Source organism: Thalassospira sp. B30-1 (assembly GCF_015767575.1).
GTDB lineage: Bacteria > Pseudomonadota > Alphaproteobacteria > Rhodospirillales > Thalassospiraceae > Thalassospira > Thalassospira xiamenensis.
The window spans coordinates 4,301,396-4,313,810 of record NZ_CP065232.1 but is presented as its reverse complement, the minus strand read 5'-3'; the positions used below and the strand labels follow the sequence as shown (position 1 = coordinate 4,313,810).

At 56.0% G+C, this 12,415-nt stretch carries 10 protein-coding genes; 6 read left to right on the top strand and 4 right to left on the bottom strand.

Going from position 1 to position 12,415, the window contains the following annotated elements; all coding sequences use genetic code 11:
• Window positions 1-66: 66 nt before the first annotated feature.
• A complete protein-coding gene (locus IT971_RS20085; protein ID WP_110252386.1) occupies window positions 67-657 on the bottom strand; it encodes a hypothetical protein in 591 nt (196 codons plus the stop codon).
• A 345-nt stretch (window positions 658-1,002) separates the two neighbouring features.
• Between IT971_RS20085 and htpX the strand changes: the two genes are divergently transcribed.
• Together htpX and IT971_RS20075 are read left to right on the top strand one after the other, a co-directional pair.
• On the top strand, window positions 1,003-1,944 hold the full coding sequence (gene htpX, locus IT971_RS20080; protein WP_063092475.1) for a zinc metalloprotease HtpX: 942 nt from the start codon (window positions 1,003-1,005) through the stop codon (window positions 1,942-1,944).
• 193 nt (window positions 1,945-2,137) lie between these two features.
• Window positions 2,138-3,715, top strand: coding sequence for a hypothetical protein (locus tag IT971_RS20075; RefSeq protein ID WP_063092476.1), 1,578 nt, complete (start codon window positions 2,138-2,140; stop codon window positions 3,713-3,715).
• 115 nt (window positions 3,716-3,830) lie between these two features.
• On the opposite strand, the gene IT971_RS20070 is transcribed toward IT971_RS20075, so the two are convergent.
• Window positions 3,831-4,550 carry a Bax inhibitor-1/YccA family protein gene (locus IT971_RS20070; RefSeq protein ID WP_063092477.1) on the bottom strand — a complete coding sequence of 240 codons (720 nt, stop codon included), beginning with the start codon at window positions 4,548-4,550 and terminating at the stop codon, window positions 3,831-3,833.
• A 309-nt stretch (window positions 4,551-4,859) separates the two neighbouring features.
• Here IT971_RS20070 and IT971_RS22470 point away from each other — a divergent pair, with 309 nt between their 5' ends.
• The 3 genes from IT971_RS22470 (at window position 4,860) to IT971_RS20060 (ending at window position 8,089) form a co-directional block, all read left to right on the top strand.
• On the top strand, window positions 4,860-5,816 hold the full coding sequence (locus tag IT971_RS22470) for a hypothetical protein (protein WP_252724161.1): 957 nt from the start codon (window positions 4,860-4,862) through the stop codon (window positions 5,814-5,816).
• Window positions 5,806-6,336 carry a hypothetical protein gene (locus tag IT971_RS22465; RefSeq protein ID WP_252724160.1) on the top strand — a complete coding sequence of 177 codons (531 nt, stop codon included), beginning with the start codon at window positions 5,806-5,808 and terminating at the stop codon, window positions 6,334-6,336. The genes IT971_RS22470 and IT971_RS22465 overlap by 11 nt, the downstream gene beginning before the upstream one ends.
• 136 nt (window positions 6,337-6,472) lie before the next feature.
• Complete coding sequence (locus tag IT971_RS20060; RefSeq protein WP_063092479.1) at window positions 6,473-8,089, top strand: acyl-CoA synthetase; 1,617 nt, start codon at window positions 6,473-6,475, stop codon at window positions 8,087-8,089.
• A gap of 77 nt (window positions 8,090-8,166) precedes the next feature.
• Here IT971_RS20060 and IT971_RS20055 read toward each other — a convergent pair whose 3' ends face one another.
• The gene (locus IT971_RS20055) at window positions 8,167-10,725 is read right to left on the bottom strand and encodes an ABC transporter permease (RefSeq protein ID WP_063092480.1); all 2,559 of its coding nucleotides are present in this window, start codon (window positions 10,723-10,725) and stop codon (window positions 8,167-8,169) included.
• Window positions 10,722-11,468 (bottom strand): ABC transporter ATP-binding protein, encoded by a 747-nt coding sequence (locus IT971_RS20050; RefSeq protein WP_110252387.1) that lies wholly within the window; start codon window positions 11,466-11,468, stop codon window positions 10,722-10,724. Before IT971_RS20050 ends, IT971_RS20055 begins: the two co-directional genes overlap by 4 nt.
• Window positions 11,469-11,652: 184 nt before the next feature.
• Between IT971_RS20050 and IT971_RS20045 the strand changes: the two genes are divergently transcribed.
• The gene (locus IT971_RS20045) at window positions 11,653-12,411 is read left to right on the top strand and encodes an arylesterase (RefSeq protein ID WP_223304897.1); all 759 of its coding nucleotides are present in this window, start codon (window positions 11,653-11,655) and stop codon (window positions 12,409-12,411) included.
• Window positions 12,412-12,415 lie beyond the last annotated feature (4 nt).

Genomic DNA, 12,415 nt, shown 5'->3' with positions numbered 1-12,415 from the left:
GAAAACCGTTGCACAACAGCCGGACCATAAAGTTCCCCCGACCCCGTGGTCCGGCTGTTTTCTCTTTTATTGATTTCCAAAAACCAGACGCCGAATGCCAAGGAAGGTATCTGTGTCGATACGAAGCGGTCCTTGCCAGGTGCCAGCCTGTGCCGGTGATGGCGCATTCCAGTCAATTTCTCGCGGCGGCGGCATGTTTTCTTCTGATGGCCAGCGATCCCCGCCAAACAGTTCCTCGCGGTAATCTGCCAGCGTGCCAAGTGTTCCTGCCGTACCTTCTTTAACCGTTAGTCGGTTGCCATATTCGGAACGCAACGCGACCTCGACGCGATTTTCGACATATCGGGTTAACTGATCCCCGGAATAGCCAAGATTCTCGCCGTCACTCTGCGCTTTGCTATATTCTATGGCGTAATTCATGCCATTGGAAACATTGACGTTATCCTCGCCAAAGACTGCGACAAGCTGATCATCAAGATAATAGGCGCGTGTTACTTGTGCCCCGCTGTTATCATCTAACCAGCCATTCAACTGGCCTTCGGCATTGGCTTGATAGGTTTCGAATTCTTCCTTCCGCTTGGTCTGAAGGGCTTTCCATTCTTCAAGCGAGAATCTGGTGCTGTATTCACCGGTTTGTGGATCAATCGGTCTGGGCATGGTTAGGTACCGTGCACCGACAATAGACATTTTCCCTTGAAACTCGACCATATGACACCTCCTTCAATGATCTTTAAATTGTACATGCAATTAAAAGACCACTCATGGGTGTATTAGTGGGACTCCGTTGATATCTGCGGCATTTGCTCTGTGATGTTGGTCACGCAGGAAAAAATTCCATAATCATTTTGCTTGTTCAAAGGGTTGGCGGGAATAATCTTCCCACACCAACGAATAAGTTTTCTATGCGGTGGCAAAGAAGCAGAACAAGTTTGCCGGGTGCTTGCCTTGGCGCAACTTCTCCCTATCTTCTGCGCGGAGTATTCGTCAAAGGAAGTGTCGACCATGAATTATGTGCGTACAGGTTTGTTGCTGGCTGGCTTGACCGCGCTGTTTGGCGCAGTCGGCATGATGATTGGCGGGCAACAGGGCATGATCATCGCATTGCTGTTTGCTGCGGTGATGAATGTGTTTGCCTATTGGAATGCAGATTCCATGCTTTTGCGCATGCGCGGTGCAAAGCAGGTGGATGACCGCACTGCACCCGAACTGGTATCGATGGTGCGCGAACTGGCGCAAAATGCCGGGCTGCCGATGCCCAAGGTCTATGTGATCGATAATCCCCAGCCCAATGCCTTTGCCACCGGACGTAATCCCGAAAATGCTGCCGTCGCCGCAACCAGCGGCCTGATGCAGTTGCTTGATCGCAACGAGATTGCCGGTGTGATGGCCCATGAACTGGCCCATATCAAAAACCGCGATACCCTGACCATGACGATCACCGCCACCATCGCCGGGGCGATTTCCGCCTTGGCCAACTTTGCCATGTTTGCCGGCATGTTTGGCGGGGGTCGCAATGACAACAACAATCCGCTCGGCGGGGTGGGCATGATCCTTGTTGCCATTCTGGCACCGCTTGGCGCGATGCTGGTGCAAATGGCAATCTCGCGTACCCGCGAATACGAAGCTGACAAGATCGGGGCTGAAATCTGCCGCCATCCGATGTGGCTGGCCTCCGCCCTTAACAAACTGGACAAAGGCGTTCATGCCATTCCGAACATGGATGCCGAACGCAACCCGGCGACGGCGCATATGTATATTGCCAACCCGCTTTCGGGCAAAGGTGTGGACAATCTGTTCTCAACCCATCCGAGCATGTCAAACCGGATTGCCAAGCTGCGTGAAATGGCGGGCGCGCCACAATCGGGAGCTGCCGCACCGGCAAAATCCGGTCCGTGGTCCGGGGCGGCAAAGGATCGCCGGGTGCGTCGTCGCCCCTGGAATTAATCTAAGTTACTAAAATTTGGGGGGATTTCCCGACCCCGACCTATACAAACCTTGCCGGTTTTATCCTTCGGTATGGTGCGAAATGCGATGGCGTATGATTGACGCCGCCGCCGCTGCACGAGATTATATCATAATCGTCTAAGTCAACCTCCGGCCACGGAAGGATGGCGACGGATGTTTGAGAAGGGGATAAATGGCGGGCTTCTGGTCGATGGTCGGGCTTGTTTTCAAGTCCATCTTTACAGCCGGGGAAACGGTTGAAAACGGTTCTGCGTCGGTCGATGGACCGGACGAACGTGTTGAGCCATGTCTGTATGCCGTTGCCCACTTTGTCCCCGAAGATCCATCCGGAACGCCATTGCCCGATCAGGTTGGTGACTGGGTGAAACGCACCCTATCGGATATCCCCGATACTGCGCCACTGTCGTTGGGACGGTATTTCACAATCAGCACCGATATTGCCGATGCCTTTCAGGCCGTGCGCGAAGCCCATGCTGGTGTGTTAAACCTTGCCCGGCGTCAGGATGCTACGGCGGTATTCTGGGGGCAGACCAATCCGGTGAACGGATTGCTGGAAGTTCATTTCAGCAACGACATGCTGGTTTCACCGCTTTATGAATTGCTGCTGCCATTGGTTCACACCTTTCGTCAGCCACAGCATAAAGATACCGCAGCGGCCCTTCATATCCTTCTGACATGTGAATTGCTGGCGCGTGCACGTGGCCGTGATCTGCGCGCGTTGCAGGTGGCACGCCTTGCGTCTCACCTTGATGACCTTCAGGAACGGATCAATAACGGCGAAAACTTTGCCGACGTCGGACAGGGCGTGACAACCGCCTATGCTTTTGGTGCGGTTATGCTGGCTGAAACGGGTGAACGCAGCTATTGCCTCAGTGCCATCCGGGCAATTGAGCTGATTGTCCGTCAATTCCTGACCCTGGCCACGGAAACGCCAAAAGACAGCAAAACGATCAAAAAGCCGACCGGTCTTCTGAATGAACGGGTCGTTCAGCAGGAAACCGTTGAAACCATAAAAAAAATCGAAGACATGTTGCGCGGGGTTGCGGATCTGTCACTGATTGATCCGGAACGGTCGGCGATCATGGCGTTGTATGGCACGCTTTTGAACTGGTCGATGGTAAGCAATATGAACGCGCGTTCAGGCGCAACAGCCATCGGTGTGTGGAAGCTTCTGGAACGCCGTTTTGAATTGATGGCGGGCACGCCGGTTTCGCGCGCGATTGCCATTGGCAAACTTGGCGAAGCCACGATGATCCATGCCAAGGAAATTGACGATATCGAAATGGCCGAAATGGCCAGTGGCCATTATCGTCGGGCGCTGGGACTTGTGAATACCAAGGCCCACACCGTTTTATATGCCCAGATTGCCTATGGTCTGGCGGAGTCTGTTGTCGCCCAGTCCACGATTGGCAGCATCGGTGTCGTTGCCGAACAGGTTATTCCGGTCTTTCAGGCGGCTCTTAAAGTCTGTTCAAGACGCGATCACCCCTATCTTTGGGGACGGGCGATGTTCGCGCTTGGCAGTGTGCAGTTTTCCCTTGGTGCCGCCGAAAAAGACCTTAAGACAATTTCGCATGCACGGATGAATTTCTCTCAGGCTTACGAAGCCTTCGACGAGGCTGCTGCACGCGGGGCGGCGCGCGCTGCCTCGGGCAGTTTCACCCGTGCCGAAAACATGATGCATCAGCTTTCGCAACGCCAGGCAGTAATCGATGCGACCGGCGGCGCAGGAGAAGCCAAGGCTTCGTAAGGGATTTCCGGCAAAATGGTGCAGATTAAACACAAAACGCTTTAAATCAGACAAAAGAAAACCCCGCAGCCTTTCGGATGCGGGGTTTTCCGACTGCGAATGCCGGGGATCAGTTCTATTCGCGATTACCGAAGAACTGAAGCAGCATTACGAACAGGTTCACGAAGTCCAGATACAGCTGCAGGGCGCCAAAGATGGCTTTCTTGCCTGCGGTCGCCTGATCATCGTGGGCGTGGTAGCTTTCCTTGATCCGCTGGGTGTCATAGGCGGTCAGACCGGTAAAGATCAGAACGCCCGCACCCGAGATCACGAACTGAAGCATCGTGCTGCCCAGGAAGATGTTCACGACACTGGCCAGGATGATCCCGATCAGACCCATGAACAGGAAGCTTCCCCAGCTCGAAAGGTCTTTCTTCGTCGTATAGCCGTAAAGGCTCATCGCGGCGAAGGTGCCTGCGGTGATGAAGAAGGTCCGCGCGATGCTTTCACCCGTGTAAACGAGGAAGATCGACGACAGCGACAGACCCATCAGAGCCGCATAAATCCAGAATGTGGTTTGTGCGGCACCAAAGCTCATCTTGTGGATGCGGAAGCTCAGGAACAGGACGAGGCCGATCGGGGCCAGCATCACGATCCAGTGCAAACCGGTTCCGAAAATCGCCTGCATCAGGGTAGGGCTGGTCGACACAGCCATCGCGACGATACCGGTCAGGGCAAGTGCAGATGCCATATAGTTGTAGACACGCAGCATATAGGCGCGGAGACCTTCATCAATCTCGGCCGCCGACCGGCCAACCGAGACGTCATAGCCGCGTTGACGCGTTTCAAAAGCCATTGAAATCCCTCTTTGATCCATAACGGGCAGAATGTTCATAGAACTCTGCAATGCTGAAAATATGGCAGCATTTCCGTGAAAAGCAACGGTTTGGCTAATTGTGGTATCCCCGGAACTGACAATATTGTGATCTTGTTCACTTTGTCTCGAAACGCGATTTTCTGACCATTTCGGCCTATAATTTCGTATCCTTTCAAAGGATCGGTACTGTTACGCGCGGTTTCGCCCCGGTTCAGGTGGCGGTTTGGGTCGTCGATGGGAAAAAAAGTTTTCGATAACAACGGCATATTGGAAACCTGTGGATCGAACATGTTCTTGTTCATCTCGCGGGTCGGGCGTGCGTCGTTGCTCGGTTTTGTCCTGTCGCTTTTCGCCGTTTCCGTCGCATCGGCACAGAATCCGAATTTCGTTGCCTCCAAAAAGGCAAACGAGGTGCCGGTATTTGATGCGGTTTATCCCGAAGATGAATTTTGTGCGACGGCGGGTGTCGGTGGCCTCTGTGCTGCCGAACCGGTTGATGTGCCCGAATTTGACGCCAATTTCATTTATCGCTTCGTTGCCTACGAAGCACAGCGGCCGTTTGACCGGTTTTCATGGCAGGCAATGGTTTCGCTGGTCTGGCCTTACGATGGTGACGGGAATCCGATTGATGCCGGTTACCGGCACCCCGATGCCGGGTATGCATGGTGGGAAACCTATCGTGACAAATATTCATTGTTTGCCGGGGCGTCGGCACCCGATGATCAATGTCGCAACGATCTGCCCGACGGGGCTTTGTTGCTATCGGCCTTCGTGCAGGCCTCGGGCGACGTGCTGATTGATCAGGCGGGAAACTTCGTTCTGTACGAAACGCGGGTGAATGATATTGCCGCCGATTATATCCGTTGGAATGGCCTTGATAGTGCCGCCGGTCGCATGGCCTTTGCCCAAAGTGGCCAGTCTGTCGGCTTCCCGATTCTAAAGCTGTCTGCGGGGGCTGGAACCTTAACGGGGGACACTGCAAATCTGCTGGCCAGCGACAAGACGGCTTTCAAGCCCGGCGCGCAAATGATCAAGTTTGCCTGGCGCATCATGACCGATCCCGCCGATCAGGAACGCTATTATACAAAACCGGCCCGGATCGCCGTTGCGGCAAAGGATGCCGTTGATGGCAGGGCCAAATGCCTGGATGTGACGGTCGGGATGGTCGGTTTGCACATCGTTCAGCGTGTCAAAAGCGGCAATGGGGATCGCTGGATATGGTCGACATTCGAACATGGTCGATAACGCACCACTGGCATCAAATGCACGCCGCCCCAACAGCATCATCGCCAATGACCTGTTCCCCGAAGGTTGTCTGGGCCCGGACAAAACCGATCGTGATTACGTTTTTTATGACGGTGTCGACCGTGCCGACCATCTTGCCAATCAGATCGTACAATCCGATCTGCGCTGGGCGGACGAGCCACCCTATGCCCGTGATCCGGATGGCAATCGCGTCACTGCGCCCGATATCGTCCGTTGCTGGCGGCTTTTTTCCGGAACGGCAGAGGCGAATTTCGTCTGGCAGCGGAAACTGGGTGACAGTGTCTGGAAAAACTATTTTCTGGTCGGCACCCAATGGATCGGAAATGGCGGCGGGGCCCCGTTCGGGGTGGGGGAAGTTCCCCGATTCTTAAGTAACGTCGCCCTTGAAAGCTTTATCCAGCATCAAATGGATGGCACCTGCCTTGGCTGTCATTCCACCGCGTTTACCGATGCCGGGCAACCGTCCAATTTTACCTTCCTGCTCGATCCGGGCCGCTAGCGGGTACTGCGTCATGTGGTGCCGGTCTGATCACGACAAAATGGTTCATATTTGCCGATGCATCGACTAGCATGTGCCGACCAAAACGTCGTGAAATCAAAAAATCAAAAAGACGTGGCGGATACAGGGAGGAAACATGCTACCGGTTCGTGCGGATTACGCGTCGGTGCGTTCGGATTTTGTCTGGAACGTGCCTACTCATTTCAATATTGGTGTCGATGTTTGCGACAAATGGGCAGACGACCCTGATCGTCTTGCCCTGATGTATCGCAGGCGCGATGGATCGCGCCGCGATTACAGCTTTGCGCAGCTCAAACGCCTGTCGAACCGTTTCGCCAATGTCATGCGCCGCCATGGCATCCGTCGTGGCGATAGGGTCGGTATTCTGTTGCCGCAAAGCCCCGAAACCGCCGTGGCCCATATCGCCACCTATAAAATGGGTGGCATTGCCGTGCCGCTTTTCAACCTGTTCGGGGTCGAGGCCCTTGAATACCGGCTTGGCAACTGTGCCGCAAAGGCACTGGTGACCGATCAGGAAGGGGCGCGCAAAATTGCTGAAATCCGCGATCTGCTTCCGGCGCTTGAATATGTCTATGTGATTGATGGTGCGCCCGATGGCTGTTTTGATTTCAAGGCACTCTCGGCCGAGGCCAGCGATGAATTCGAACCGGTCAAGACGCGCGCCGATGAACCGGCCCTGATCATTTACACATCGGGCACCACCGGCCAGCCAAAGGGCGCGCTGCATGCCCATCGCGTGCTTTTGGGTCATTTGCCCGGTGTGGAAATGTCGCATGACTTCTTCCCGCAGGACGGCGATGTCATGTGGACCCCGGCCGACTGGGCATGGATTGGCGGGTTGCTGGATGTCCTGCTGCCGGCCTGGCATCACGGCAAGCCGGTCGTGGCCCACCGTTTCGAAAAATTCAGTGCCGAGGCCGCCTTTGGCCTGATTGCCGAATATGGCGTGCGCAATACCTTCCTGCCGCCAACCGCGCTCAAGATGATGCGCGCGGCTGGCGACGATGTGGCGGCAAAGTTCAAATGCAATATTCGTTCAATCGCAAGCGGTGGGGAAACATTGGGTGCAGAACTTCTGGATTGGGGGCGTCGCGTGTTTGGCGTTACCATCAACGAGTTCTATGGCCAGACCGAATGCAACATGGTGGTCAGTTCCTGTCAGTCGATCATGGCCCCCAAACCCGGCGTGATGGGCCGCCCGGTGCCGGGGCACGACGTTGCGGTGATCGATATGGCCGGGAATGTCCTGCCTGCCGGTGAAATGGGCCGGATTGCGGTTCGGTCGCCTGATCCGGTGATGTTTCTGGAATATTGGCGCAACCCCGAAGCCACCCGCGAAAAATTCATCGGGGAATGGCTTCTGACCGGCGATATGGGGCAGCTTGACGAAGATGGCTATATCCGTTTTGTCGGGCGCGATGATGATCTGATCAGTTCGGCGGGGTATCGCATCGGCCCGGGCGAGATCGAGGATTGCCTGATCGGCCACCCGGCGGTGCGCATGGCCGGGGTGATCGGCAAACCCGACGAACAGCGCGGCCAGATCGTCAAGGCCTTCGTCGTGCTGGCCGACGGGGTCGCACAAAGTCCGGAACTTGAAGCCGATATCCGTGATTTCGTCAAAACCCGTCTGGCCGCCCACGAATATCCGCGCGAAATCGCCTTCATGGAACAATTGCCGATGACGACAACCGGCAAGGTCGTCCGTCGTGCGCTTCGTGATCTGGCATGATTTCCGACGATACCCAATCGAAATGAAAAGGGCCGGTCTGTGATGGACCGGCCCTTTTGGGTGTTCTGCACTGCGTGCTATTCGTTACGCAAAAGCGGTGCCGCCGGGCTTCGCAATGCCTGCCATGTCCCGATGAAGCCCGCCGACAGGGTCGCCGCCAGACCAATCGCAATCGGGCCAAAGATCGTCATCGGCAGGAAGGTCCAGCTCGCTTCCATGATCAGCACCAGAACCGACCAGGCCGCAAGACTGCCAAACAGGGCGGCAATCACCCCGGTGGCAAGGCCCAAAATCCCGTATTCCAGCGCATAGGCATAAAGGATATTGCCGCGCGTCGCCCCAAGGGTTTTAAGGACAACCGCATCATAAATCCGTTTGCGCCGCCCGGCGGCAACCGCACCGGCAAGGACCAGAACCCCGGCGACAATCGCAATCGAACTGGTTGCGTTAAGCGCGGTGCCGATCCCGGCCAGAATGGCATTGGCGGCCTCAAGCGCCTCGCGCACCCGGATCGCCGACACATTGGGGAAATCCATGCCGATCATGCGATCAACCGGTTCTTCCATGTCGCGCGGCATATGGGCGGTCGCAATCAGGCTATAGGGGGCCTTGTCGATCAGGCCCGGCGAAAACACCATGGCGAAATTCATCCGAAGGCTCTGCCATTCGATTTCGCGCCAGTTGGCAATCTCGGCGGTGATATCCCGGCCCAGCACATTGACGGTCAATGTATCGCCCGGCTCCAATGCGAATGCCTCGCCAATATCGCGCGAGATGGAAACAAGCGGCTTGGCCCCGTCGTCATAATCAGCCGGCCACCATTCCCCGCGCACGATCTGGGTTTCGGGCGGCGGGCTTGCCGCAAAGGTCAGGCCACGATCACCGCGCAGGAACCAGCGATCATCTCCCGGACCAACATCATTGGCATCGACCCCGTCAATCGCAACCACGCGCCCACGCAGCATCGGTGTTTGTTCGATATCCGAAACGTTATCTTTTTCAAGAAGTTGCGTTTTGAACTGATCCATCTGATCAGGTCGGATATCAAGGAAGAAGAAGGCCGGGGCCGAGTCCGGCAGATTTTCCGATATCTCGTGATCCAGATTTCCCTCGATCCCCGAAATCGTCACCAGCAGCGTCAGGCCAAGACCGAGCGACAACGCAATCGGCACCGTGCTGGCACCCGGCCGATGCAGGTTTGCCAGCGCCAATCGGCTAAAGGCATTGCGCCCGCCCGTCATCCGTTTTGAAAGCGATACAATTGCCTTGCCCGCCGCGGCAAAAACCGCAATCGCCAAAAGCGATCCGGCGATAAAGCCAATCGCGATCTCGCGATCCGTTGCGGTAAAGACCGTAAGCAGAAGCAAAAGGATAAGCGGCACACCAACATAAGGCAGGTCACGCTTACTTAACGCACTGCCATTCATCAATCCCGCACTGGCGCGGAAAAGCCGGGCTGCCGGAATTTCACGCGCACGCAAAAGCGACGGCATGGCAAAGACCAGCGTGGTCAGAACGCCAAATGCCGTGGCAATCAGAAGCGACGGCAATGCCGGGCCCAATGTCACATCAATCGGCAAACGCCCGGCCAGAAGTGGTGCAATGATCGCCGGTGTTACCGCCCCGATCAGAAGCCCGATCCCAATCCCGACAAGCGACAGCATCAGGATTTGCAGGAAGTAAATCCGCAACACCAGGCCATGTGATGCCCCGATGGATTTAAGCGTCGCGATAACGGATGTTTTGCTTTCGATATGGCTGCGCACCGCATTGGCAACACCAATCCCGCCAACCAGCAATGCCGAAAGCCCCACCAGTGTCAGAAACAGCGTCAGCCGTTCGATAAACCGCCGCAGGCCCGGATTGGCATCCGATACATCGCGCACGCGCCACCCGGCATCCTCGAACTGTGCGTCAAGCCGGTCGCGAAACACCTTTGGCGTTTCCGCATCATTCAAATCCAAAGCGTAATAATAATTGATCAGGCTGCCCGGCTGCACCAGTCCGGTCTCGGCAAGGGCATCCATCGACACCATTAAACGCGGGCCGAAATTGAAAAAGCCAACCGCCTTGTCGGGCTCGGTCGCGATCACGCCGCGCACCTGAATATTGATATCGCCAAGGCGAACCGTATCACCGACAGTAATCTTCAACCGCTCCAGAAGCCCGGCCTCGGCCACACCGCCCCAGACACCGTCCTTTTTAGAAAGGGCACCGTCAAACGCAATACCGTCGGCAAGTTCCATCTCGCCAAACAGCGGATAGACATCATCAACCGCCTTAAGCTCGACCAGCCTGCGCTGCTCCGGCCCATAGGCGGTGGCGCGCATGGTCGCAAGCCTGCCCATGCGTTCGGTATTCTCCGAAAGCCAGCTTTGCTGTTCCTCGCTTGCGGGCATATGGACAAGCCGAAGCTCGACATCGCCGCCCAGAAGGGCGCGGCCATCGCGCTCAAGCGCATTTAAAACGGATTCCGAAACGTTTCCGACCGCAGCGATTGAACCAACGCCAAGTGCCAGACAGGCCAGAAAAATACGAAAGCCGGAAAACCCGCCGCGCAATTCCCGTCGGCAGACCCGCCAGGCAATCGACCACAGCTTTTCCGCCCCGTTGGTGGATTGGGAAATACGGCTCATATGTCGGCATCCTGTTGCGTAACGATTTCCCCGTCGCGCAGCATGATCGACCGGTCGCACCGCGATGCCAGCCCCGGATCATGCGTAATCAGAAGCAAAGTCGATCCCTTGCGTTTCGCCAGATCAAACAGCAATTCGATAATCGTTTCGCCCGTGGCCCCGTCAAGATTGCCGGTCGGCTCATCCGCCAGAAGCAGTTCCGGGTCGGTCGCAAGCGCACGTGCGAGTGCCACGCGCTGCTGTTCCCCGCCGCTCAACTGGCCCGGATAATGGCCGATCCGATGACCAAGTCCGACGGCCTTAAGCTCCGCCTCGGCCCGCTCAAACGCATCCTTGCGTCCGGCAAACTCCATCGGAAGGGCCACGTTTTCAAGCGCTGTCATGGTCGGGACAAGGTGGAAGTCCTGAAACACGATGCCGACATGATGGCGGCGATAAAGGGCCAGACCATCTTCATCAAGCTTGCGCAAATCCTCGCCACAGATATTGATCGTGCCCGCCTGCGCCTGCTCCAGCCCGGCAATCACCATCAAAAGCGATGTTTTGCCTGATCCCGATGGCCCGACAAGGCTGACACGTTCGCCCGCGTCAATCTGGATATCGACCCCTTTGAGGATATCAACAATCCCCGCCGGTCCCTTCAGGCTCAGCTTAAGACCGGAAACATCGACGGTGCGCTGGCGCGCGGCCTCTGTCGTATTCGCTGTTTTTTCCGGCATAGAAGCAGTTTCGGTAACACTCATTACGGGTCCAATCGGGCTAAGGCATTGCAGGGGCGAAGAAACGGGTTAAATAACTGTACGGAATTTGGTGTCACCAGTTCAAATTTGACTTCAGATTTGACGATCTCAGGGTAACCGATGGGTGACCAGCAGGTAACCAGAGGCTAACCGTCTGTGCAAGATGACAAAACATAAGGTGAGATTTGTGGCATACACGCTGTTCGGGCAAGACCCGGCTGTTAACCAGTTCACTTTCAAGCAAAAGCCCGGATTGTTCGAAGGGCTTTCCCGCCGCCTGTTTCGATGTGCCGGGATGGGTTTTGGTATTCTGATTGGCGCCATGAGCCTGTTTGGCATTCATGATGCCCAAGCCGCCGACAATGCGGCAAACAACACTGCCGACAATGCCCCGCAAACCCTGATGCTTTATGGTGACAGCCTGATGGCGGGCTACGGTCTCTCGCACGAGGATGGCTTTGCCCCCAGGCTTGAAGCCGCCCTTCGCGATGCCGGGCATAACGTCAAGGTCATCAACAGTTCGGTTTCCGGCGATACGACGGCGGCGGGTCTTTCGCGCCTTGAATGGGCGCTGGTGGATGATCCCGATATCGTGTTGCTGGAACTGGGTGCCAATGACGCGCTTCGCGGGGTGGAACCATCCCAGACCCGCGAAAATCTTGATGAAATCATCGGAAAGCTGCGCGACCGCGATGTTGCGGTCCTGTTGGCCGGGATGATGGCACCACCCAATATGGGCAAGGAATACGGGGCTGAATTCAATGAAATCTACCCCGAACTGGCAGCAGAATATCAGCTCGCCTTCTATCCCTTCTTCCTTGATGGGGTCGCCGCCGATTCCAGCCTTAATCAGGATGACGGCATCCATCCCAATGCCGACGGCGTCAAGGTGATCGTTGAACGCATCCTGCCGCAGGTGATTGACGTTCTCGAAGCAGATTCCTGATTTT

What these genes read in the sequence shown, in the direction of transcription:
- IT971_RS20050 (WP_110252387.1), bottom strand. Translation starts at nt 11,468, where the DNA reads ATGAGTGTTACCGAAACTGCTTCTATGCCGGAAAAAACAGCGAATACG.
- IT971_RS20075 (WP_063092476.1), top strand. Translation starts at nt 2,138, where the DNA reads ATGGCGGGCTTCTGGTCGATGGTCGGGCTTGTTTTCAAGTCCATCTTT.
- htpX (WP_063092475.1), top strand. Translation starts at nt 1,003, where the DNA reads ATGAATTATGTGCGTACAGGTTTGTTGCTGGCTGGCTTGACCGCGCTG.
- IT971_RS20055 (WP_063092480.1), bottom strand. Translation starts at nt 10,725, where the DNA reads ATGAGCCGTATTTCCCAATCCACCAACGGGGCGGAAAAGCTGTGGTCG.
- IT971_RS20060 (WP_063092479.1), top strand. Translation starts at nt 6,473, where the DNA reads ATGCTACCGGTTCGTGCGGATTACGCGTCGGTGCGTTCGGATTTTGTC.
- IT971_RS20085 (WP_110252386.1), bottom strand. Translation starts at nt 657, where the DNA reads ATGCCCAGACCGATTGATCCACAAACCGGTGAATACAGCACCAGATTC.
- IT971_RS22470 (WP_252724161.1), top strand. Translation starts at nt 4,860, where the DNA reads ATGTTCTTGTTCATCTCGCGGGTCGGGCGTGCGTCGTTGCTCGGTTTT.
- IT971_RS22465 (WP_252724160.1), top strand. Translation starts at nt 5,806, where the DNA reads ATGGTCGATAACGCACCACTGGCATCAAATGCACGCCGCCCCAACAGC.
- IT971_RS20070 (WP_063092477.1), bottom strand. Translation starts at nt 4,550, where the DNA reads ATGGCTTTTGAAACGCGTCAACGCGGCTATGACGTCTCGGTTGGCCGG.